The sequence below is a fragment of the Pseudomonas entomophila genome, assembly GCF_023277925.1.
In the GTDB taxonomy this organism is placed as follows: domain Bacteria; phylum Pseudomonadota; class Gammaproteobacteria; order Pseudomonadales; family Pseudomonadaceae; genus Aquipseudomonas; species Aquipseudomonas entomophila_D.
In genome coordinates this window covers 5,659,128-5,681,185 of the sequence record NZ_CP063832.1, presented here as the reverse complement: position 1 = coordinate 5,681,185, position 22,058 = coordinate 5,659,128, and the positions used below count along the sequence as shown (strand labels likewise).

General features: G+C 63.4%; 25 protein-coding genes and 1 pseudogene. 17 read left to right on the top strand and 9 right to left on the bottom strand.

The window, feature by feature from the left end; all coding sequences use genetic code 11:
• The first annotated feature begins 2 nt into the window (after positions 1-2).
• Positions 3-1,427: a gamma-aminobutyraldehyde dehydrogenase gene (locus tag IM733_RS25175; protein WP_248918945.1), complete on the top strand. Its 1,425-nt coding sequence runs from the start codon at positions 3-5 to the stop codon at positions 1,425-1,427.
• 73 nt (positions 1,428-1,500) lie between these two features.
• Here IM733_RS25175 and IM733_RS25170 read toward each other — a convergent pair whose 3' ends face one another.
• The 5 genes from IM733_RS25170 to IM733_RS25150 all read right to left on the bottom strand — a co-directional run bounded on the left by IM733_RS25170 (position 1,501) and on the right by IM733_RS25150 (position 5,429).
• Complete coding sequence (locus IM733_RS25170; RefSeq protein ID WP_248918944.1) at positions 1,501-2,607, bottom strand: NADH:flavin oxidoreductase/NADH oxidase; 1,107 nt, start codon at positions 2,605-2,607, stop codon at positions 1,501-1,503.
• Positions 2,608-2,801: 194 nt separating this feature from the next.
• Positions 2,802-3,560: a collagen-like protein gene (locus IM733_RS25165; RefSeq protein ID WP_248918943.1), complete on the bottom strand. Its 759-nt coding sequence runs from the start codon at positions 3,558-3,560 to the stop codon at positions 2,802-2,804.
• Entirely contained in the window at positions 3,553-3,828 is a 276-nt protein-coding gene (locus IM733_RS25160) for a DUF1145 domain-containing protein (protein WP_248918942.1), read from the bottom strand. Before IM733_RS25160 ends, IM733_RS25165 begins: the two co-directional genes overlap by 8 nt.
• Before the next feature lie 99 nt (positions 3,829-3,927).
• Positions 3,928-4,647: an OmpA family protein gene (locus tag IM733_RS25155; protein WP_248918941.1), complete on the bottom strand. Its 720-nt coding sequence runs from the start codon at positions 4,645-4,647 to the stop codon at positions 3,928-3,930.
• Positions 4,648-4,736: 89 nt separating this feature from the next.
• Complete coding sequence (locus IM733_RS25150; protein WP_248918940.1) at positions 4,737-5,429, bottom strand: OmpA family protein; 693 nt, start codon at positions 5,427-5,429, stop codon at positions 4,737-4,739.
• Positions 5,430-5,589: 160 nt separating this feature from the next.
• Here IM733_RS25150 and IM733_RS25145 point away from each other — a divergent pair, with 160 nt between their 5' ends.
• The 6 genes from IM733_RS25145 (at position 5,590) to IM733_RS25120 (ending at position 11,141) form a co-directional block, all read left to right on the top strand.
• Complete coding sequence (locus tag IM733_RS25145) at positions 5,590-6,084, top strand: DUF6231 family protein (protein ID WP_011532541.1); 495 nt, start codon at positions 5,590-5,592, stop codon at positions 6,082-6,084.
• A gap of 4 nt (positions 6,085-6,088) precedes the next feature.
• Positions 6,089-6,565 (top strand): YchJ family protein, encoded by a 477-nt coding sequence (locus IM733_RS25140; protein WP_240064723.1) that lies wholly within the window; start codon positions 6,089-6,091, stop codon positions 6,563-6,565.
• Between the two features lie 2 nt (positions 6,566-6,567).
• A complete protein-coding gene (locus IM733_RS25135; RefSeq protein WP_248918939.1) occupies positions 6,568-7,044 on the top strand; it encodes an LEA type 2 family protein in 477 nt (158 codons plus the stop codon).
• Between the two features lie 7 nt (positions 7,045-7,051).
• A complete protein-coding gene (locus IM733_RS25130; RefSeq protein ID WP_060486211.1) occupies positions 7,052-7,255 on the top strand; it encodes an SEC-C metal-binding domain-containing protein in 204 nt (67 codons plus the stop codon).
• Between the two features lie 181 nt (positions 7,256-7,436).
• On the top strand, positions 7,437-9,872 hold the full coding sequence (locus tag IM733_RS25125) for a penicillin acylase family protein (protein WP_248918938.1): 2,436 nt from the start codon (positions 7,437-7,439) through the stop codon (positions 9,870-9,872).
• Between the two features lie 153 nt (positions 9,873-10,025).
• Positions 10,026-11,141, top strand: a complete 1,116-nt coding sequence (locus IM733_RS25120; RefSeq protein ID WP_248921236.1) for a succinylglutamate desuccinylase/aspartoacylase family protein — start codon at positions 10,026-10,028, stop codon at positions 11,139-11,141.
• A 19-nt stretch (positions 11,142-11,160) separates the two neighbouring features.
• Here the strand turns inward: IM733_RS25120 and IM733_RS25115 are convergent, their stop codons facing one another.
• Complete coding sequence (locus IM733_RS25115; RefSeq protein WP_248918937.1) at positions 11,161-11,391, bottom strand: hypothetical protein; 231 nt, start codon at positions 11,389-11,391, stop codon at positions 11,161-11,163.
• 98 nt (positions 11,392-11,489) lie between these two features.
• Complete coding sequence (gene dcd / locus IM733_RS25110; protein ID WP_044487781.1) at positions 11,490-12,056, bottom strand: dCTP deaminase; 567 nt, start codon at positions 12,054-12,056, stop codon at positions 11,490-11,492.
• Positions 12,057-12,383: 327 nt separating this feature from the next.
• Between dcd and IM733_RS25105 the strand changes: the two genes are divergently transcribed.
• Complete coding sequence (locus IM733_RS25105; protein ID WP_003254922.1) at positions 12,384-12,593, top strand: cold-shock protein; 210 nt, start codon at positions 12,384-12,386, stop codon at positions 12,591-12,593.
• A 187-nt stretch (positions 12,594-12,780) separates the two neighbouring features.
• Here the strand turns inward: IM733_RS25105 and apbC are convergent, their stop codons facing one another.
• Positions 12,781-13,875 carry an iron-sulfur cluster carrier protein ApbC gene (gene apbC, locus IM733_RS25100; RefSeq protein WP_248918936.1) on the bottom strand — a complete coding sequence of 365 codons (1,095 nt, stop codon included), beginning with the start codon at positions 13,873-13,875 and terminating at the stop codon, positions 12,781-12,783.
• Between the two features lie 158 nt (positions 13,876-14,033).
• Here apbC and metG point away from each other — a divergent pair, with 158 nt between their 5' ends.
• The 8 genes and pseudogenes from metG (at position 14,034) to IM733_RS25060 (ending at position 20,480) form a co-directional block, all read left to right on the top strand.
• Positions 14,034-16,073: a methionine--tRNA ligase gene (gene metG, locus IM733_RS25095; protein ID WP_248918935.1), complete on the top strand. Its 2,040-nt coding sequence runs from the start codon at positions 14,034-14,036 to the stop codon at positions 16,071-16,073.
• Between the two features lie 89 nt (positions 16,074-16,162).
• The gene (locus IM733_RS25090; RefSeq protein ID WP_248918934.1) at positions 16,163-16,711 is read left to right on the top strand and encodes an Rnf-Nqr domain containing protein; all 549 of its coding nucleotides are present in this window, start codon (positions 16,163-16,165) and stop codon (positions 16,709-16,711) included.
• Positions 16,708-17,463 (top strand): annotated as a pseudogene (locus tag IM733_RS25085) (RnfABCDGE type electron transport complex subunit B); the annotation flags it as partial. The gene IM733_RS25090 and the pseudogene IM733_RS25085, both read left to right, overlap by 4 nt.
• Positions 17,459-18,430 (top strand): RnfABCDGE type electron transport complex subunit D, encoded by a 972-nt coding sequence (locus tag IM733_RS25080; protein WP_248918933.1) that lies wholly within the window; start codon positions 17,459-17,461, stop codon positions 18,428-18,430. The pseudogene IM733_RS25085 and the gene IM733_RS25080, both read left to right, overlap by 5 nt.
• Positions 18,427-19,038, top strand: a complete 612-nt coding sequence (locus tag IM733_RS25075) for an RnfABCDGE type electron transport complex subunit G (protein WP_248918932.1) — start codon at positions 18,427-18,429, stop codon at positions 19,036-19,038. Before IM733_RS25080 ends, IM733_RS25075 begins: the two co-directional genes overlap by 4 nt.
• Positions 19,035-19,556, top strand: coding sequence for an NADH:quinone oxidoreductase (locus tag IM733_RS25070; protein WP_248918931.1), 522 nt, complete (start codon positions 19,035-19,037; stop codon positions 19,554-19,556). Before IM733_RS25075 ends, IM733_RS25070 begins: the two co-directional genes overlap by 4 nt.
• Before the next feature lie 4 nt (positions 19,557-19,560).
• A complete protein-coding gene (gene nth / locus IM733_RS25065; protein ID WP_248918930.1) occupies positions 19,561-20,199 on the top strand; it encodes an endonuclease III in 639 nt (212 codons plus the stop codon).
• A gap of 104 nt (positions 20,200-20,303) precedes the next feature.
• Positions 20,304-20,480 (top strand): PA3496 family putative envelope integrity protein, encoded by a 177-nt coding sequence (locus IM733_RS25060; RefSeq protein ID WP_011532526.1) that lies wholly within the window; start codon positions 20,304-20,306, stop codon positions 20,478-20,480.
• Positions 20,481-20,526: 46 nt separating this feature from the next.
• Here IM733_RS25060 and IM733_RS25055 read toward each other — a convergent pair whose 3' ends face one another.
• Positions 20,527-21,153 (bottom strand): response regulator transcription factor, encoded by a 627-nt coding sequence (locus tag IM733_RS25055; protein WP_248918929.1) that lies wholly within the window; start codon positions 21,151-21,153, stop codon positions 20,527-20,529.
• 371 nt (positions 21,154-21,524) lie between these two features.
• Here IM733_RS25055 and IM733_RS25050 point away from each other — a divergent pair, with 371 nt between their 5' ends.
• A complete protein-coding gene (locus IM733_RS25050; RefSeq protein WP_248918928.1) occupies positions 21,525-22,052 on the top strand; it encodes a hypothetical protein in 528 nt (175 codons plus the stop codon).
• The last annotated feature ends 6 nt before the right edge of the window (positions 22,053-22,058 follow it).

The following is a 22,058-nucleotide window of genomic DNA, read 5'->3' as shown; positions in this document are numbered from 1 at the left end:
CGATGCAAACCCAAATGCTGATCAATGGCCAACTTGTGAAGGGCGAAGGGCCGGCCTGGACCGTGCTTGATCCGGCCAAGGGCAGCGCACTGGCGCAGATCAACGAGGCCACCGAAGCGCAGGTGGACGCCGCCGTGCGCGCCGCCGACCAGGCCTTCGACAGTTGGTCGCAGACCACGCCGAAAGAGCGCGCCGCCGTGTTGCTGGCCATCGCCGAGGTGATCGAACGCCATGGCGAGGAACTGGCCAAACTGGAATCGGAGAACTGCGGCAAGCCCTACAGCGCCGCGCTCAACGACGAGATCCCGGCCATTGTCGACGTGTTCCGCTATTTCGCCGGTGCCGCGCGTTGCCTGGGTGGTTCGGCGGCTGGCGAGTACCTGCCTGGCCACACCTCCATGGTCCGTCGCGACCCATTGGGCGTGGTGGCGTCCATCGCGCCCTGGAACTACCCACTGATGATGCTGGCATGGAAGATCGCCCCGGCCCTGGCCGCCGGCAATACCGTGGTGATCAAACCATCGGAGATGACCCCCCTGACCGCCCTGCGCCTGGGTGAGCTCGCTCAGGACCTGATGCCGGCTGGCGTCCTGAACATTCTCTTCGGCCGCGGCCAGAGCGTTGGCAACCCGCTGGTCACCCACCCCAAGGTGCGCATGGTCTCGCTGACCGGCTCCATCCCCACCGGCGCGCACATCATCGGTGCCACCGCCGACAGCGTGAAACGCATGCATATGGAGCTGGGCGGCAAGGCCCCGGTCCTGGTGTTCGACGACGCGGATATCGACGCCGCCATCGAGGGTATCCGCACCTTCGGCTTCTACAATGCCGGCCAGGATTGCACCGCTGCCTGCCGCCTGTATGTGCAGGGCGGCATCTACGAGCGCTTCGTCGAACGCCTGGGCGAAGCGGTGGCCAGCCTCAAGCCCGGCCTGCAGAACGCCCCCGACACCGAACTCGGCCCCCTGATCAGCGCCCAGCATCGCGAAAAGGTGGCGGGCCTGGTCCAGCGCGCCATCGCCCAACCGCACATCCGCCTGGTCACCGGTGGCAAGGCCATTGCCGGTGATGGTTTCTTCTACGAACCGACCGTACTCGCCGATGCCCTGCAGGACGACGAGATCGTCCGTCACGAAGTGTTCGGCCCGGTGGTTTCGGTCACTCGCTTCAGCGATGAAGCCCAGGCGCTGGCGTGGGCCAACGATTCCGAGTATGGCCTGGCCTCGTCGGTATGGACCCGCGACACCGGTCGGGCCCACCGCCTGGCGGCTCGGCTGCAGTACGGCTGCACCTGGGTCAATACCCACTTCATGCTGGTCAGTGAAATGCCCCATGGCGGGCAGAAGCATTCCGGCTACGGGAAGGATATGTCGATGTACGGGCTGGAGGACTACACCTGCGTGCGCCACGTGATGTTCAAGCATTGAACCTGCTGTGACGAAGGCCGGCCGGAACGCGGTTCCGCCGGCCTATTTCCGGAAAGCGCAGCCTGTGCTTGAGTCAGTCGCGCAGGTCCGACTCGTGGATCGGGTTCGCCCGGTTGGTCGCCCGCTGGTACTGAGCCGGCCAGGTGGCCTTGTTACCGCCCAGATCATCGTCGGCATGCAATGGCCAGTAAGGGTCACGCAGCAATTCACGGGCGAGGAAGATCAAATCGGCCTGGCCGGTGCGCAGGATGTGCTCGGCCTGGGCCGGCTCGGTGATCATCCCGACAGTGCCGGTGGCAATTTCCGACTCCTTACGTACACGCTCGGCGAAGCGGGTCTGGTAGCCGGGGCCTGTCGGGATCTCGGCATTGACCGAGGTACCGCCCGAAGACACATCGATCAGATCGACACCCAAGGCCCGCAGGCGGCGGGCCAGTTCTACGGTTTCATCCGGGTTCCAGCCGTCCTCGACCCAATCGGTGGCCGATACCCGGACGAACAGCGGTAGGTCTTCTGGCCAGGCCTTGCGCACGGCTTGGGCCACTTGCAGGGTCAGGCGAATGCGATTCTCGAAGCAGCTTCCGTACTCATCGCGGCGCTGGTTGCTCAACGGTGACAAGAATTGGTGCAGCAGATAGCCATGTGCGGCATGGATTTCGACCACCTTGAAGCCTGCCTTCAAGGCACGCTCGGTTGCTGCCACGAACGCGTTGACCACACCTGCGATTTCATCGGTCGTCAGTTCGCGGGGTGGTGTGTGCTGTGGATCGAAGGCGATCTTCGATGGCCCAACTGGCTGCCAGCCCCCTTCCTCCGGTTTTACGCTGCCTTGCTTGCCCAGCCAGGGCCTGTGGGTGCTGGCCTTGCGCCCGGCATGGGCGAGTTGGATACCGGGCACGGCCCCCTGAGCGGTGATGAAGCGGGTGATGCGCTGCAGCGGTGGGATCTGGTCGTCATTCCACAGGCCGAGGTCCTCGGCGGTGATACGGCCATCGGCGGTAACGGCGACGGCTTCGCTGATCACCAGGCCCGCGCCACCAACGGCGCGACTACCCAGGTGCACCAGGTGCCAGTCGTTGGCCAGGCCATCGACGGCGGAGTACTGGCACATGGGGGAAACGGCAATGCGGTTGGGCAGGGTCAGCTGACGCAGGGTGTATGGCTCAAGCAGCAGGCTCATGAGGGCACCTCCCAGGGGACTCCAAATGGTTGTCCGGTCCGGGCGCTCTTGGTTGGGATTGGGCCGGTGCCGGTCTTTTTCAGACTAGACCATTGGGGATGGGGTGGTTTGGCTTCGGTGTCAGCGTGTGGCTTTGGGGTTTTGTGAGCATGTCCATCGCTAATGGAATACCCCAAAACCCCAAGCCAACCCACTCATAACCGCTGAATGATCAACTCTCCGGAAGCCCCCGCCAAACCAGGCTGCCCCTCCCGCCCAGGCCGCCCATTGGCCCCAGCATCGGTGCTGTAGACCAGGCAGCCCTTGCTCGCCCCGCCAACCCCGGCCCGGCCTGCGGCCCCTGGTTTGCCCGGCGCACCGCCATCCAGACGAACCACGATCCGTTCATGCGGGAAACCGTCAGGCACCGCGAGACGAACTCGCCCACCCGATGCCCCATCGTGCCCATTGCCACCGTCATCGCCATTGGCCCCACGGCTGGCCTGCCCCCAGGTGCAGCCACCCGATTTGCCATTGGCGCCATCGAGCCCGACATACCCCGGCGCCCCCGCGCCCCCGCGAGCATCGATCGCCAACCGATCAGCCTCCAATTCCGCCAATCGCAATTCCAGGTCACGGCCGGGGCGAGCACTGCGCTCGTAGGTGCCGGGCGCACCTGGAGCACTGAACTCGCTCCCCTCGCCCAGGGAGGCACGGGCCACCTCGATGCTCAGCGCCCCCTCGGCTGGCGCAATGGCGATACGCGCATCGCGGCCCAACTCGAGCCGGTCGATCTTCAGCTCGCTCAGGCTGGCCGGCAGCAGCAAGGTCCCCGAGTCCGCTACCCGCAAATGCTGCAGATGCACGCTGGCCGCCTTGTTCGGCAGGCGCAACATGGAATGAGCGGCGACATCGAGGCTTTCGGCCTGGGCCATGGGGGCCGCCAATGCGGTCAGCAAAATCAGTTTACGCATGGCTCGGCGCCTCCTGCGGCCTGGGAATGGACATGACATGGAAAATGCCGGTCAGCAGGATCTGCAACCGGTCGAACCAACGGTGACTGCGCCCGCGCAGGCTACCGTTGAAGAAGAGAATTTCAAGCACATGCAGCGACAGCAGGATGATGCCCGCCGCATTGATGAGAAGATTGAGTGGCAGCGGCTGCGGCATGAACAGATTGACCAGCACGACCCACCAGAACACCACCGTCAGGACCTTGCCCAGGCCCAGGATGAACTTCATACCCCGCCCCCGATCGATTTGTTGTTATGTCGAAGCAGCCCGGTCGAGCGGGCCGCGTCGGCAACAGTACCGCTAACGCCAGGCAACGCGCCAGAGGGGTCAGTTCAGGTGCAGTTCCACCCGTCGGTTGTGTGCGCGGCCTTGCTCGGTGTCATTGTCGGCCACCGGCTCGCTTTCTCCGCGCCCCTGGCTGGTCACCTTGTTCGGTGCCAGCCCCTGGCTGATGAGGTATTCGGCGACGCTGCTGGCCCGGCGCTCCGACAACCCCTGGTTGTAACTGTCGGAACCGACGCTGTCGGTGTGGCCGATGACCTTGATGCTGATCACCGACGGGTCGTTCAGCTTGGGCAGCAAACTGTGCAGACGCTCCTGAGCGCCAGGCTCAAGCCTGTCGGAGTTGAAGGCGAACAGCACCTGGCCCTGATCGTCGAGGGTGATCACCTCGGCTGTCGCGGCCGGCTCGGGTTGCGGCTGCGACGGTGGGTACTGCGGCAACGGACAGCCCATATGATCGACCCGGGTGTCGGCCGGTGTGTCCGGGCAACGGTCGCGGCGGTCGAAGATACCATCGCCATCCTCGTCACCGTCCTGGGCGTAGCAGATCAAGCCACCGGCAATCGCCCCCGCCGCGCCGGCACCGGCCGCCCAGCTGGAGCTTTCGATGGCCCCCAGGCCACCACCCACCAACCCGCCCAGCAGGCTGCAGAGAGGCCAGGTCCTTTGATTGAGGGGCGCGCTGCCATCGCTGTGGGTGGCGCAACCTGCCAGCAGGCTCGTGGCCACCACCAGCGGCAGTGCCGCCTTCGACATAACACGCATGGTGAATGCTCCTGTGTTACCGGCCGCTTCCGGTCACACAGGAGTAAAGACGCGCCCGCGCCACTTCTCAAGGCACGGGCGCACGGCCATCAGCGCTGGATCTTGATCTCGGTTCGACGGTTCATGGCACGCCCATCGGCCGTGGCATTGTCGGCGACCGGCTGAGTTTCACCGGCCCCCACCACCGAAACGAAACTGGCGCGTGGCACTCCGCTTTCGATCAAGTACTCGGTCACCGAGTGGGCCCGACGCTCGGACAGTTTCTGGTTGTACATGTCGGAACCCACGCTGTCAGTGTGGCCGGTTACACTCAGGCGCGCGCTCGGGGCCTCGTTCTTCAGGCGCGTGGCGATGGTATTGAGGCGCTCCTTGTCGGCGGCGGTCAGGCGCGCCGAATCGAACTCGAAGCGCACGTCACGAATGACGATGACCTCTTCCTTCTGTACCACCACCTCTTCGACCACCGGTGGCGGCGCCGGTGGGCAACCGTTGGCGTCGACCTGCACGCCACGTGGCGTGCCTGGGCACTTGTCGCGGCTGTCGGGCACGCCATCGCCATCCTCGTCGCCATCGCCATGGGACCAGCAGTATCCAGCCGCCAGGCCACCACCCAGCAAGGCACCCCAGCCAGCCCAGCTGGAGCTTTCGATGGCGCCCAGGGCCGCGCCGCCCACGCCCCCGACGGCAGCACACTTCGGCCAGTCGGTTTTCTGCAAACCTGCACAACCAGTCAACACACTGGTGAGCAGAACCAGGGGTATCGCTGTGCGTACTATGCTCATCTTGTTGCTTCTCCTAGGGGGAATCGGTGCTGAACCTACGCTCTGGGAGTAAAGACCGCCGATTCCCGCTCTGCCAGCAATAAGCCACGATGCAGCCCGCCCCCTCTTTGCCATCCCGCCTGGGGCCGCTAGTCTTGAGCGATCTGAACGAGGAATGGCAATGACCGAGGTTTTCTCACCACGTACCCCCCAGCAGGCACTGGCCGCCCTGCTCGAGCGCTTCACGCCCCGCCGCCTGCTGTTGGTGGGCGCGCGCTTCCCAGCGCTCGACGCCTTCGCCGCGGCGCATCCGGACACTCATATCGAGGTCGCGGCACCCGGCCCGCTGCCGGCGGCGGTGGCCGCGCAGCGCTTCGACCTGGCCGTGCTGGTCGATTGCCTCGAACACCTGCCCAAGCGCGCCGGCCTGGAGCTGCTGGGCGGCATCCGCAATCTCAACGCCAGCCGGGTCGCGGTGCTCACCGACCTGGCTGCCAGCGGCTGGCACGACACCGACTTCTTTGCCCTGGCGCTCTCGGCCAGCGAAAAGTTCCAACGCGACGAACAGGTGCTGAGCCTGTTCACCTATGATCTGCATGACTACAAGCAGGTCCCGGACTGGCTCAATGCCAGGTTCTGGGCCAACCCTGAAAACTTTGGCAAGTACTGGTGGTGATTCAATGAGTGTCTCGGTCTGCCCCTGCGGCACTGGCAACCTGCTCGACGCCTGCTGCGGGCACTATCACGCCGGTACCCCGGCGCCGGACGCGCAGTCGCTGATGCGCAGTCGCTACAGCGCCTACGTGCTCGGCCTGGTGGACTATCTGGTCGGCACCACCCTGCCCGCCCAGCAGCCCGGCCTGGACCGTGCCGGCATGGCCGCCTGGAGCGCTCAGAGCACCTGGCTGGGGCTGGAGGTGGAAAGCGCCGAGGTATTCGGCGGGCAACCCGAGCATGCCTTCGTCACCTTCACCGCGCGCTGGCACGACACGGACGGCGACCACCAGCACCGCGAACGTTCAGCCTTCGTCCAGCATGCCGGGCGCTGGTACTTCATCGACCCGACCGTGCCCCTGAGCGCCGGGCGCAACGACCCCTGCCCGTGCGCCAGCGGGCAGAAGTTCAAGAAGTGCTGCGCCAGTTATCTCGGTAGCTGAACATGCGCGCCCTGGCCCGCTTGCTCACGCTCGGCTTCTTGCTGGGCTGGCTGGCGGGCTGCGCCAGCTGGGGCGAGGACACCTGGCGCCAGCCCGAGGTGCATCTGGTCGAGGTGGAAAAGGTCAAGATGCACCTGCACCAGCAAGAGTTCGTGCTCCACCTGCAGGTCGACAACCCCAATGACGAACGCTTGTTCATCCGCACCATTACCTATTCGGTTCACCTGGGCGACCTGCTGCTGGCTCAGGACGAGGTCAGTCTCTGGCGCAGTGTCGCAGGCCATGCCCGGCGTACCTTCAAGATCACCGCGCGCACCAACCTCTGGCAGCACCTCAAACCCCTGGCCAAGCTGCTGCGCAGCAAGCAACCGTTGCAGTATCGTCTGCAAGGCGACCTGGCCACCGGCCTGTTCATCCATCGGGACCTGCACTTGTCGCGCAGTGGTGAGATAATCCCCGGCGATCTAATACCGGAGTAGCCCCGCAATGACCCAGCAACCCCATGTCCATGGCCCCGACTGCAACCACGGTCACGACCATCAGCATGATCATGACCACGGCCATGTGCACGGCCCGCACTGCAACCACGGCCACCAGGAGCCGGTGCGCAACGCCCTGAAGGACGTCGGCCGCAACGATCCCTGCCCATGCGGCAGCCAGAAGAAGTTCAAGAAGTGCCACGGCGCGTAAAACAGCCGTAGGCGGCAAGCTTCCAGCGGCAAGAAAAGGCAGCCCGGCCCAGTGCCTGCTTTTTCTTGCCGCCCGCCCCCGACCATTCGTAAATAAAGCCACTCGACACCTTGCACGGCGACTGCGCGCTCACTACCTTAGCGCCTTTCCAAACCCCGCCACGCCTTGCAGGAGCCCCGTCATGGCCGCCGCCGTCCTTCCTCCATTCCGCCTCCGCTTCGGCGGCGCCGCCGCGCTGCTCGGCATGCTTGCACTCGCCGGCTGCCAGATGGGCGGCTACCAGGACAGCGTGCCCCCGACCACCGGCGTGCAACCACTCAAGGGCCTGGCGCAGAACGTCTCGATTCGACGCAACGACATGGGCGCCCCGCTGATCGAAAGCGGCAGCTTCCATGACGCGCTCTTCAGCCTCGGTTACGTGCATGCGGGTGATCGCATCGGGCAGATGGTCAGCATGCGTCTGCTGGCCCAGGGGCGCCTGGCCGAATTGGCCGGGCCCGATGCCCTGGAAATCGACCGCCTGATGCGCGCCGCCAGCCTCAAGCAGAGCGCCGGCCAGCTCTACGCCGACGCCTCGCCACGGCTCAAGCGCTTCTTCGAAGTGTACGCCCGCGGGGTCAACGCCTACCTGTTCCGCTACCGCGACAAACTGCCCGCCGAACTGGCCCGCAGCGGCTACCGCCCGGAGTACTGGAAGCCCGAGGACTCGGCGCTGATCTTCAGCCTCTACGCCTTCAGCCAGTCGGTGAACCTGCAGGAAGAACTCTCGGCCCTCACGCTCGCGCAGAAGGTTGGCACGGACAAACTGGCCTGGCTGCTGCCCAGCGCCCCCGACGAGCCATTGGCCGATGGCGAAGTCGACAAGCTCAAGGGCCTGAGCCTGGCCAGCCAACTGCCGGGCCTGGCCTCGCTCGCCACCGCCGCCCAGCAACTGGCCGAGCTCGGCCTGCTGGGCAGCCCGGGTTCGTCCAACCTGGCCCTTGCCCCCGAGCGCAGCCGCAGCGGCAAGAGCCTGCTGGCCAGTGACAGCCGCGCCACCTGGGCACTCAGCCCGGTACAGATTCACACCGGCAAGTACCAGGTCGCCGGCCTTTCGCTACCCGGCCTGCCCATCGTGCTGGCCGGCTACAACGGCAAACTGGCCTGGAGCAGCAGCGCCGTGATGGCCGATAACCAGGACCTGTTCCTTGAACAAGTGCGCCGCCAGGGCAACCAGCTGACGTACCTGGCCGACGGCAAGTGGCAGCAAGCCCGCGCGCGCAACGAAACCTTCCTCGTGCGCGGCCAGCGCCCCCAGCGCGAGGTGATGTACGACACCCGCCACGGCACCCTGTTGCCGGGCGACGGCAGCCTGGCACTGGCCCTGCACCTGCCGCAGCTCAAGGATGACCGCAGCCTCGACGCCCTGTTCGACCTGACCCGCGCCACTACCGTGGAGCGCGCCTTCGACAGCACCCGCGAAGTCGCCGCTGCCGCGCTCAATTTCGTGTTCGCCGAGCCCGGGCATATCGGCTGGCAAGTCAGCGGCCGCTACCCCAACCGCCGCGATGGCCAGGGCCTGCTGCCGTCGCCGGGTTGGGATGGCCGCTATGACTGGGACGGCTACGCCGACGCCATGCTGCACCCCTACGACCAGGACCCACCGGCAGGCTTCATCGGCCACGCCAACCAGCGCAGCCTGCCAAAGGGCTATGGCATGCAGCTGTCGAGCACCTGGTACTACCCCGAGCGCGCCGAGCGCCTGGCCCAGCTGGCCGGCAATGGCCGCCACGATAGCCGCAGCCTCATGGCCCTGCAAAACGACCAGGTCACGCCACTGGCCGGCAAGCTCAAGCAGATGTTCGACGCCCCGGGCATGGCCCAGCCACTGAAGCAGGCCATCGATGCCCTGCCTGCGACCCAGCGCGACAAGGCCCGCGACGCCCTGGCCCGGCTCAAGGCCTTCGACGGTCGGCTGAGCCCGGTTTCGGCCGATGCCGCGCTGTACGCGCTATTCCTGCAGGAAGTCACCCGCCAGACCTTCCTCGACGACCTTGGCCCTGAGTCCGGCCCGGCCTGGCAGGCGTTCGTCGGCAATGCCCAGCTGTCCTACTCGGCCCAGGCCGACCACCTGCTTGGCCGCGACGACAGTCCGTTCTGGGATGACCGCGGCACACCGCAGAAAGAGGACAAACCCACCATCCTGGCCCGCAGCCTGGCAGGCGCGATCGATGCGGGCACCGCTCAGCTTGGTGCCGACCGCCGCGCGTGGCAGTGGGGCAAGCTGCACCAGTACCGTTGGCCGGCGCCCAACTACCAAGGGCTGGGCGACAACCTTGCCCGCCCACCGATGGCCGCGGGTGGCGACTTCAGCACCCTGGCACTGACGCCATATGCCTGGGGCAACAGTTTCGACACCCGCCTGCCTGCCTCGGCGCGGATGATCGTCGACTTCGGCCAGGCCGAACCGCTGCAGCTGTTGACCAGCAGCGGCCAGTCCGGCAACCCGGCGAGCCGGCACTACAGCGATGGTCTGGACGCATGGTTCAAGGGGCGCTTCACCAGCCTGCCGCTGCAACCGCAGAACTTCGCGCGCGCCTACGGTAGCCAGCGGTTGACGCTGGTGCCCGGCAAGTAGGCCTTTCGCCAGCATGGCTGGCTCCTGCAGGTAGGAGCCAGCCATGCTGGCGAAGCGGAGCCTGGTACGTTCCGGGCCGGACAATGATGCACGGAGCACGAACTTGTGCTTCTATCCATCATCCCGGACCAGACCGTTTCCATCAGGACCACCATGCACCATTCGACCCACGACCTGCTGTCCCCTGTCCCCGGCATCGCCCGCCAGTTGCACAGTTTCCAGTTTGGCCCCCGCGGCGCTGGCAAGGTGTACATCCAGGCGTCGCTGCATGCCGACGAGTTGCCAGGCATGCTGGTCGCCTGGCACCTCAAGCAGCGCCTGGGCGAGCTCGAACAGCAAGGGCGGCTGCGCCGCGAGATTATCCTGGTGCCAGTGGCCAATCCGGTGGGCCTGGAGCAGGTGCTGCTGGACGCTCCCCTTGGCCGCTTCGAATTGCAGAGTGGCGAAAACTTCAATCGCAACTTCGTCGACCTGTCCGACAGCATCGGCGACCAGGTCGAAGCCCACTTGACCCAAGACCCGGCCCACAACCTGGCACTGATTCGCGAGTACCTGCGCCGCGGCCTGGAAGCCCATCCCGCGCTGACCCCGCTGCAATCCCAACGCCTCACTTTGCAGCGCTTGGCCTGCGATGCCGACATGGTGCTCGACCTGCATTGTGACTTCGAAGCCGTCGAGCACCTGTACACCACGCCGGAAGCCTGGCCTCAGGTCGAGCCGCTGGCGCGCTACCTGGGCGCCCAAGCCAGCCTGCTGGCCACCGATTCGGGCGGCCAGTCGTTCGACGAATGCTTCAGCCTGGTCTGGTGGCAATTGCAGCAACGTTTCGGCAAACGCTTCCCGATTCCCCCCGGCAGTTTCTCGGTGACCATCGAGCTGCGCGGCCAGGCCGATGTCAGTCATCCGCTGGCAAGCCACGACTGCCAGGCAATCCTGGACTTCCTCACCCACAGCGGTGTGATCGAAGGACAACCCGCACCACTGCCTGCCCTGCGCTACCCCGCCACCCCGCTGGCGGCGGTGGAGCCACTGACCACGCCTTTGGGCGGGCTGCTGGTCTTCCATGTCAAGCCTGGACAGTACCTGGAGGCCGGGCAACTGATCGCCGAGGTCATCGACCCACTGAACGATCGGGTCACGCCGCTGCATAACACCCAGGCAGGCCTGCTGTACGCCCGCAGCCTACGGCGAATGGCAACGGCAGGCATGGTGGTCGCCCACATCGCTGGCGAACAGGTATGCCGGAGCGGCTACCTGCTGGGTAACTGACAGCCCGCGGGCGCCTTGATCACGCCACCGGTGCCGGTGGTGGTTCGTCGGGCAAGGTCGGCTCACCCGGCTCCATGGGCGGATGTTCACCGGGCTCAGCCGGCAGGGGCGTATCAGGATCGGGCTGGTGCGGGACACCGCCCATCTGCATTGGTATGGGCGGGTGAGCGAGAAGCGACCAGGCGAGCAGGCCGATCTGGTTCGGCTGCAGTACGGCCAGCTTTTTGCTGATGGCGGGGTCGAGTTTCATGGGCTGCTCCTGACGAGAGCCGGCATGCGTGCTGCGCGCCGGGATCTGTTCTGTCATTGGAGTGCCGGGCGGGGAAGTAATTCCCCGCGCTTGTCAGCTCAGGTGCGTGGCAGGGTGACGCCGCGCTGCCCCTGATATTTGCCGCCACGGTCCTTATACGAGACTTCGCACTCTTCATCGGACTCGAGGAACAGCATCTGCGCCACGCCTTCGTTGGCGTAGATCTTCGCTGGCAACGTGGTGGTGTTGGAGAACTCCAGGGTCACGTGGCCCTCCCATTCTGGCTCGAGCGGGGTGACGTTGACGATGATGCCGCAGCGCGCATAGGTGCTCTTGCCCAGGCAGATGGTCAGGACGTTGCGCGGGATACGGAAGTACTCGACGGTACGCGCCAGGGCGAACGAGTTCGGTGGAATGATGCACACGTCGCTCTTGACATCGACGAAGCTGCCGGCATCGAAGTTCTTCGGGTCGACAGTGGCCGAGTTGATGTTGGTGAACACCTTGAATTCGTCGGCGCAACGCACGTCGTAGCCATAACTGGAGACGCCGAAGGAGATGACCCGGCTGTCGTGCTCGCCACGGATCTGGCGCTCGACGAACGGTTCGATCATGCCGTGTTCCTGCGCCATGCGGCGAATCCACTTGTCCGATTTGATGCTCATGGCGGGGTGTCCTGAAGAATTCGAGGTAAAAAACGAGATGCGCATCTTACCGGTCCCGACGCCCGGGTTAAAGTTCCTTGCCCCATCCCGCGCCGGACGGGGCCTGCACAGGCCGCCGATCCGAATTTCGCCAAAGCGCTTCTTGACCATTGGCAGGCCGTGGAAAGTGGGTTAAGGTGGCGCCACTGTGCTGCACGTGACACCGAGAATCTCTAGTTTGATGCACGATACTCATCGGCCCATCGCTGAATTTTCTGCTCTCTTTGCGCTCAGTCCCGGTCAGGGTGTTTCCTGACCGTAATCAACTTTGTCCAAGGAGACAGAAACATGTCCAACCGTCAATCCGGTGTTGTCAAGTGGTTCAACGATGAGAAAGGCTACGGCTTCATCACCCCTCAGTCGGGCGACGACCTGTTCGTGCACTTCAAAGCCATCCAAGCTGACGGCTTCAAAACCCTGAAAGAAGGCCAGGCTGTTACTTTCGTCGCTACCCGCGGCCAGAAAGGCATGCAGGCTGAAGAAGTTCAGATCGCCTAAGTCGATCTCGCTTCCTAGCTTTCAAAAAAAACCCGCCATTGGCGGGTTTTTTTGTGTCTCGCAAAATCTGTAACCAACACCTTGTAGGAGCCAGCCTTGGTGGCGAACCAGCCAACGCGATGGATGGCACCGGCTGTGCCGGGGTTCGCCGGCACGGCTGGCTCCTACAGGTGTCACGCCGGGGCCATCAATCCTCGCTGATGGTAATGTTCGGCATCGCTGGCGCCGCGGCCTCCTGCAACACGATCCGCGCCCCCACCTGCCGCGCCAGCTCCTGGTACACCATGGCAATCTGGCTTTCTGGCTCGGCGATAGCCGTAGGCTTGCCACTGTCAGCCTGCTCGCGAATCAACATCGACAATGGCAACGAGGCCATTAGCTCGACACCATATTGCGCCGCCAGTTTCTCGCCACCGCCTTCACCGAACAGGTGCTCGGCATGGCCGCAGTTGGAGCAGATGTGCACGGCCATGTTCTCGACCACACCCAGCACCGGAATGTTGACCTTGCGGAACATCTCCACGCCTTTCTTGGCGTCCAGCAGGGCCAGATCCTGCGGGGTGGTGACGATCACCGAACCCGCCACCGGCACTTTCTGCGCCAAGGTCAGCTGGATGTCGCCGGTGCCAGGGGGCATGTCGATCACCAGGTAATCAAGGTCATCCCAGGCGGTTTGCGTGACCAGTTGCAGCAACGCCCCCGAAACCATCGGGCCGCGCCAGACCATGGGTGTGTTGTCGTCGGTGAGGAAGGCCATGGACATGACTTCGACCCCATGGGCCTTGATCGGCACGAACCACTTCTGCTCGCGCACCTGCGGGCGGGTGCCTTCAGGGATGCCGAACATCACCCCCTGGCTTGGGCCATAGATATCGGCATCGAGGATACCCACTCGGGCGCCTTCACGGGCCAGGGCCAGGGCCAGGTTGGCGGCGGTGGTCGACTTGCCCACCCCGCCCTTGCCCGAGGCCACGGCAATGATGTTCTTCACGCTAGCCATGGCCGGCACCTGGGCCTGGGCCTTGTGGGTGGCGATCACGCAATCGATGCTCACCCGGGCCGATGCAACGCCTTCGAGGTTCTCGATCGCGTTCTGCAACACCTGCGCCCAGCCGCCCTTGAACAAGCCGGCGGCATACCCCAACTGCAATTGCACGCTGACCTGCCCGCCCTGGATGTCGATGGCGCGCACGCAACCGGCGCTGACCGGATCCTGGTTCAGGTAGGGGTCGGTGTACTGGCGAAGCACGCCCTCGACGGCGGCACGGGTGACGGCACTCATGGAGACTCCCATTGGCAAACTGAATACGTGACAGGCGCCTATGCTAACCCGTCAATCGTCAGCAGATGCGAACGCGGGGTGAAATAAATTCGCCAGCCCTTTATAGTGGCCGATCACCCTCATTTTTTACCCGTAGCCAGATAAGTAGCCGAGCCACCATGTCCGAGCCACGTCAGATTCTCGTCACCAGCGCCTTGCCCTATGCCAATGGATCCATCCACCTTGGCCATATGCTCGAGTACATCCAGACTGACATGTGGGTTCGCTTCCAGAAACTGCGCGGCAACCAGTGCATCTACGTCTGCGCCGACGACGCCCATGGTTCGGCGATCATGCTGCGCGCCGAGAAGGAAGGCATCACGCCAGAACAGCTGATCGCCAATGTCCAGGCCGAGCACAGCAGCGACTTTGCCGACTTCCTGGTCGATTTCGACAACTTCCACTCCACGCACAGCGAGGAGAACCGCGAGCTGTCGAGCCTGATCTACACCCGCCTGCGCGACGCCGGGCACATCGCCACCCGTTCGGTAACCCAGTACTTCGACCCCGAGAAGGGCATGTTCCTCGCCGATCGCTTCATCAAGGGCACCTGCCCCAAGTGCGCGGCCGAGGACCAGTACGGCGACAACTGCGAGAAATGCGGCGCCACCTACGCCCCGACCGAACTGAAGAACCCCAAGTCGGCGATCTCCGGCGCCACCCCGGTGCTGCGCGACTCGCAACACTTCTTCTTCAAACTGCCAGACTTCCAGGCCATGCTGCAGCAGTGGACCCGTAGCGGCACACTGCAGGACGCCGTGGCCAACAAACTCGCCGAATGGCTGGACTCGGGCCTGCAGGAATGGGACATCTCCCGCGACGCGCCCTACTTCGGCTTCGAGATCCCAGGTGAGCCGGGCAAGTACTTCTATGTCTGGCTGGATGCACCGATCGGCTACATGGCCAGTTTCAAGAACCTCTGCGCGCGCCGCCCGGAACTCGACTTCGATGCATTCTGGAACGAAGGCTCCAAGGCTGAGCTTTATCACTTCATCGGCAAGGACATCGTCAACTTCCACGCCCTGTTCTGGCCGGCCATGCTCGAAGGCGCAGGCTTCCGCAAGCCCACCGCGGTCAACGTGCACGGCTATCTGACCGTCAACGGCGCGAAGATGTCCAAGTCGCGCGGCACCTTTATCAAAGCCCGCACCTACCTCGATCACCTGCAGCCGGAGTACCTGCGCTACTACTACGCCGCCAAACTTGGCCGAGGCGTCGATGACCTCGACCTGAACCTCGAAGACTTCGTGCAGAAGGTCAACTCCGATCTGGTCGGCAAGGTGGTCAACATCGCCAGCCGCTGCGCCGGTTTCATCCACAAGGGCAATGACGGCGTGATGGTACCCGGCGATGCCGCACCCGAGCTGACCGAAGCCTTCCTCGCCGCCGCCCCGTCCATCGCCGAGGCTTACGAAAGCCGCGATTTTGGCCGCGCCATGCGCGAAATCATGGCCCTGGCCGACCGCGCCAACGCCTGGATCGCCGACAAGGCTCCGTGGTCGCTGGCCAAGCAGGAAGGCAAGCAGGACGAAGTTCAGGCCATCTGCGCCCAGGGCATCAACCTGTTCCGCCAGTTGGTGATCTTCCTCAAGCCAGTACTGCCACTGCTGGCCGCCGACGCCGAGGCGTTCCTCAACGTCGCCCCGCTGACCTGGAACGACCACCTGTCCCGCCTGGAAAACCACCTGCTCAACCCGTTCAAGGCCCTGATGAGCCGCATCGAGCCGGCCAAGGTCGAAGCCATGATCGCCGCCAGCAAGGAAGACCTGCTCGCCGCAGAAGCCAAGGCACCCGCCGGCAATGGCGAACTGGCGAAGGATCCACTTTCGGCCGAGATCGAGTTCGACACCTTCGCCGCGGTCGACCTGCGCGTCGCGCTGATCGTCAAGGCTGAAGCCGTGCCGGGCGCCGACAAACTGCTGCAGTTGACCCTGGACATCGGTGACGAACGCCGCAACGTATTCTCCGGCATCAAGTCGGCCTACCCCGATCCAAGCCAGCTGGAAGGCCGCCTGACTATGATGGTGGCCAACCTCAAGCCACGGAAAATGCGTTTCGGGGTATCTGAAGGCATGGTCATGGCAGCCGGCCCTGGCGGCGAAGAGATCTACCTGCTGAGCCCTGACAGCGGCGCCAAGCCAGGTCAGCGCATCAAGTGAACCTCCGAGCCCCGGCCCTTTGGCCGGGGCATTTCCATCCAGTACCTGCTGCCGGATAATCACGGCATCCCGAGGCGGTAGGCATTGTCATGAGCGACTACGTCCTGGTTCTGGTCAGCGCCACGTTGATCAATCTCCTGGCCTTGCAGCCGGGGCAAGCCGAGCGCGACCGACTGCATGTGCTCGGCCTGTGCAGTGGTCTTCTGTTTCTGCTCGGGCTTCCTGGCGGTGTGTTGCTGGAACGCTACGTACTCGCCCCGCTGCAATGGCAGGGCTTGCAATTGTTCCTGTTCGTGCCGTTGATGATGGCCCTGGCGTGGGGCCTGCCGCATGTGTTGCAACGGCTTCGCCCGAACTGGCCCACGGAGGATCTGCAACCCTTGCTGATGGGCAATGTCGGGCTGCTAGGCTTGTTGTTGCAACTCACTGAAGAGGGCAACGGCCCATGGCAGCCCCTGATCCGGGGGGCATTGGCTGGCGCGAGCTTCTGGTTTGCTCTCGTCCTGTTCAACGACCTGCGCGAACGCAGCCGCCATGCGGACATTCCCGTGGCCTTGCGCGGCTTGCCGATCGAACTGCTCGGAGCCGGCGTGATGGCCTTGGCGTTCTCCGGGCTCAACGGAATACTCATACAATGAGTCTGATTCAAAGCATCGACGCCCTGCTGCCGCAGACACAATGTGGCAAATGCGGTCATCCTGGCTGCCGACCTTACGCCAAAGGCCTGGCGGCGGGCGAAGCGATCAACAAGTGCCCGCCCGGTGGCCGCGAGACCATCGCTGCCCTGGCCGAGCTGCTTCAAGTACCGGTCATCGCGCCCGACACCACGCGCGGCCAGGCCCCCGCACAAGTCGCCTATATCCGTGAAGCCGAATGCATCGGCTGTACCAAGTGCATCCAGGCATGCCCTGTGGACGCCATCATCGGCGCCAGCAAATTGATGCACACGGTGATTGCCATTGAATGTACCGGCTGCGACCTCTGCCTGCCCGCCTGCCCGGTCGACTGTATCGATATGCGCCCCCTACCGGACAACGTGGTGCCCATCGTTGATGGCCATGCCCACACCGACGAACAGCGCCAGGCACGCAGTCAGCGTCGCAATCAGGCCCGACATCGCCACGAACGCCGTGAGGCGCGCCTGCGTCGCGAAGCAGCGCAACGCCAGGTGGAACGCGAAGCCCGTCAGCGCCTGGCGACCTCGATGAGTGCAAGCGATGCCGCACTCAAACAGGCCAAAATGGCCGTGGCAATGAACCAGGCACAACTGGTCAAGGCACGCATCGCCCTGGGCGCAGCCCCCGACGCTACTCAACTCGCCCAGCTGTATGTTCTGGAGGCCGCCGCCGAGCACGCCCGCAAACACCTCGAAGAGCTGCAAGGCCATGCCAGCGCCTGACCCGCGCCTGCGCAACGCCATGGGCGTGGTCCTGCTGGGCTGCGCCCCGGGTATTTTGGCATTGTTCTGGCTGCAGGGTTGGGGCGTGCTGATCAACCTGATGCTATGCGCCTGTGCCGCACTGCTCACGGAGGCGCTGTTACTCTCCTTGCGCAAACAGCCCATGGAAAGCGCCCTGGGTGATTTCAGCGCACTGGTAACCGCGGTGTTACTTGCCGCTGCATTGCCCAGCCAGGCTCCCTGGTGGCTGCCTTTCTGCGCCACGGTCGTTGCCATCGGCCTGGGCAAACAGGCCTTTGGTGGCGTCGGCCGCAACCTGTTCAATCCGGCCATGGTTGGCTACGCATTCGTCCTGCTGAGCTTCCCCCAGCAAATGCACCACTGGCCCGAGCAGGCGGTCGGCCTGATCGAGAGCCTGCGGCAGGCCTTCAACCCAGGCGAGCAGATCGACGCCTGGGCCAGCCCGACCGTGCTCGATGTGCTGAAGCACAATCGCAGCCTGACGATCGACGAGTTGTTCAACCAGAACCCGGCCTTCGGCTATCTGGGGGGACGCAGCAGTGAATGGGTGAACCTGGCATTCCTGCTGGGCGGCCTGTTCCTGCTGCAACGTAAGGTGTGCACCTGGCACGCCCCCACGGGCCTGCTTGGAGCCATCCTCCTGTGCAGCTTGCTGGGCTGGAATGGTTCAGGCTCAGACTCCCACGGCTCACCACTGCTGCACCTGCTCTCGGGCTCGACCATGCTTGCCGCGTTCTTCATTGCCACCGAGCCGGTTTCCGGTTGCCGGCGCCCACTTGCCCGCCTGGTGTTCGGCATGGGTTGTGGCCTGTTGATCTACCTGATTCGCATCTGGGGCAATTTTCCCGACGGCACCGCGTTCGCCATCCTGCTGATGAACCTGACGGCACCAGGTCTGGATCGTTGGGCTGAGCGTCGAGAACAGGTGCACGCATGAACGCTCGCGTGCGCACGACCCTCGTGTTGATTGCGGTCGCCGGGCTAAGCGTGGGCCTCAGCCTGGCCTGGCGACACTGGACCGCCGACAGTATTGCTCAAGCCGAGCGCCAGTTGCAGGAGCGCCAGTGGTTGGCGGTGCTACCACAGGGCAGCTATGACAACCAGCCATTGCTGGCCCCGCTTAAGCTGGCAGACACGACCTTGCGCCACAGCCGCCTGCTTGCCGGCTACCGCGCAACGCGTGCCGGCAAGCCGGCAGCTGTCGTACTGCGCAGTGGGCTGCAGGGCTATGGTGGGCCGATCGAGTTGGCCATTGCTATTGATGCACAAGGCCGGCTGATCGGCGTTCGGGTCCTCCAGCAGCAAGAAAGCCCCGGCCTGGGCGACCAGTTGGCCAACCCTACATCGCACTGGCTCGACCAGTTTATCGGTAGTCGACGTGACGCCCCTCCCGAACAGGCCTGGGCGCTGAAGCGCGATCTGGGTGCATTCGACCAACTGGCCGGAGCGACGGTGACCTCACGCGCCGTGATCGACGCCATTCAGGATGCGTTGCGCTACTTCGACGAGCATAAGCCACTGCTGAGCAGCGAGGACCGCCGATGAACAGATATTGGTTGCTGATTGCCGGCCTGCCCCCCCTGATCGGCGCGACCGGGACAATCGTGCAGGGTGCGGCCATAGCCGTTTGCAGCCTGTTGCTGGTGAGCCTTCACCAAGGCTTGATGGCCCCGCTACGCAACGTTCTCGCCCCGCTGCCGCGCCTGTATGCGAGCCTCATGCTGGCGGCATCCCTGGCGACCTGCCTGCAACTGGGGTTACGCGCCTGGGCTCTGCCCCTGGCGTTGACCCTGGATTACTACCCGACGCTCCTGGCCTTGCCGTGCCTCATCATTGACCTGCGGCTACCCGCCACGGGCCGCTGGCGCCCATTGCTGATGAACCTGTGCGGGCTGTTACTAACTTGCCTGGTACTGGCCACCTGCCGCCAGCTGGCAAATGACTGGCTGGGGCTGCATATTGCCCAGCTCGCCCCTGGCGCCCTTCTACTGCTCGGCCTGCTGCTGGGCTTGTACAATCACCTGCGCCCGCCTACCTCACCCCGTCGTCAAGGAACCCTTTGACCCCATGAATGCCGCCAAACGCCTGGAGATCTTTCGCAGGCTGCATGAAGACAATCCTGACCCCAAGACCGAACTGGCTTATTCAACACCTTTCGAACTGCTGATCGCCGTCATCCTCTCGGCCCAGGCCACCGATGTGGGCGTCAACAAGGCTACCGCGCGCCTGTTCCCCGTGGCCAATACCCCTCAAGCCATTCACGCGCTTGGCGTGGAGGGGTTGAGTGACTACATCAAGACCATCGGGCTCTATAACAGCAAGGCGAAGAATGTCATCGAGACCTGCCGCCTGCTGGTCGAACACCACGATGGTGAAGTGCCGCAGACCCGTGAAGCACTCGAAGCCTTGCCCGGGGTGGGGCGCAAAACCGCAAACGTCGTGCTCAACACCGCTTTCCGCCAATTGGCCATGGCAGTCGACACGCACATTTTCCGCGTCAGCAATCGCACGGGCATTGCCCCCGGCAAGACCGTGCTGGAAGTAGAGAAGAAGCTGCTCAAGTTCGTCCCCAAAGACTATCTACTCGACGCCCACCACTGGTTGATCCTGCACGGGCGCTACGTTTGCCAGGCCCGCAAGCCCCGCTGCGGCAGTTGCCGTATCGAGGACCTTTGCGAATACAAGCACAAGACTTCGGACGATTGAGACGATAGGTAAAAACTGCTGAATACGATTGAAAAAATCTTTTTTACCCGCTTCGTGATTCCCGCTATAAGGACGGCCAAGGGCCCTTTGGCTTGGAGTGACGCATGAGCACCGATAAAGAAGACTTGGCTATCGACGAAGATTTCCAGAGCGCGGACGAGGACGTGGAACCACAGGCCGAACCGGCCAAGACCAACCTCAGCAAGCGCCGCACCATTGACAACATGCTGGAAGAACGACGCCTGCAGAAGCAATTGGCCGACTTCGACTACGACCTGTAGCACAGTCAAGAAAAAGCCTCCCGAACGGAGGCTTTTTCTTCGGCATTCAGGCCAGACCGTGACGCTGGGCCAGCTCGATGAGATCCACCAGAGACCGTGCATTGAGCTTGAGTAACAAACGCGTCTTGTAGGTACTCACCGTCTTGTTACTGAGGAACATGCTGTCGGCGATATCCTTGTTGCTCTTGCCGCGCGCCAGTTGTTGCAACACCATCATCTCCCTGCCAGAGAGACGTTCGACCATCTCTACTTCCGTTCCGCCGCCCACCCCGGTCCTGCCCTTGTGCAACGCCTGATTGGGGAAGTAACTGTAGCCTGACAGCACAGCCTTGATCGCACTGAGCAACTCTGTCAGGTCTTGCTGCTTGCAGACATAACCAGCGGCGCCTGCCTGCATGCAGCGCATCGAGAAATGCCCCGGTGCCTGAGAGGTCAGTACCAGCACCTTGCTCGCAGGACTGACCAGGGTTACCCGGGCGACGACTTCCAGCCCATCGAGCTTGGGAATTCCAATATCCAGAATGACAATATCGGGTAGATGCTCTCGCGTCAGTTGCAAGGCATCCACACCGTTATCGGTTTCCGCCACCACCTCGTAACCATGCCGCTCCATCAGCATGCGTACCGCCAGGCGAATGACCGGGTGATCATCCACGATCAGCACTTTGTTCATGCGATATCCATTGTTTCGTTATTTTTAATTACGACACTCCACCATAACCGAACATCGCAACGCTTTATGCAACGGTTTCCTTGGCAGAGACATTCAAAGAAACTACTTACTCAGTTAAAGGAAATTTCCTACACGCTCCCCGATAATCGAGGCCGGGGCCTTGCAGGTTGCAGCATTAAAAAAATAGCATTGGCGCGACCTGGATAAAATCGCAAATCATTTACATTCTGTGCAGGAAACTTCAACGCCTTGCGCAGAATATTCGAGCCCATCACTCGATAAGTCGGTTTTCCTCACAAGGAAACAACACCGGCTTATCCTGTGGCGTCAAACAGGCTACTGATGAGCTATACCCGTCGCAGGCACTTATCATGAGTCAAGAATCAATCAGTCCACTGGCCCTCATCGCCGTGTTCGCCGGTGTCATCGAAGCCTCGGCACTGGCTTCGCTGCCATTCCTGAGCGAAAGCAGTCAGACCATCTACACATGGTTCCTGGTGGGGTTTCCTTTTTTTCTGACTGTATTGTTTTTCCTGACGCTCAACTTCAACAGCAATACGTTGTTCGCCCCCAACAAGCACGCTGCGCCAGCGCCCTGCGCCCCCCCAGACAAAACATCGCCCTCCCAGATCTCCAGCACACCTCCCGAGAGCTTGGCGCCACGAACCATTGCCGAGAAGTCACTTGATTCAAACGAAGAACCCATGGTCATCGCAATCTCCGGTCCGGACAGCCGCAAGCTGATCGAGAACCAGGTACTGCGCCTGATCAATCGCCCGCATCGAGCGACCCGGCGCTGGACGCTGTACAACCTCGATACACGCACATGCATCCAGTTCACGGTCAGCCCCATGCAGGGCAATGTCGAAACTCCACCGAACAATCATCACCCTCCCTGAGCGACA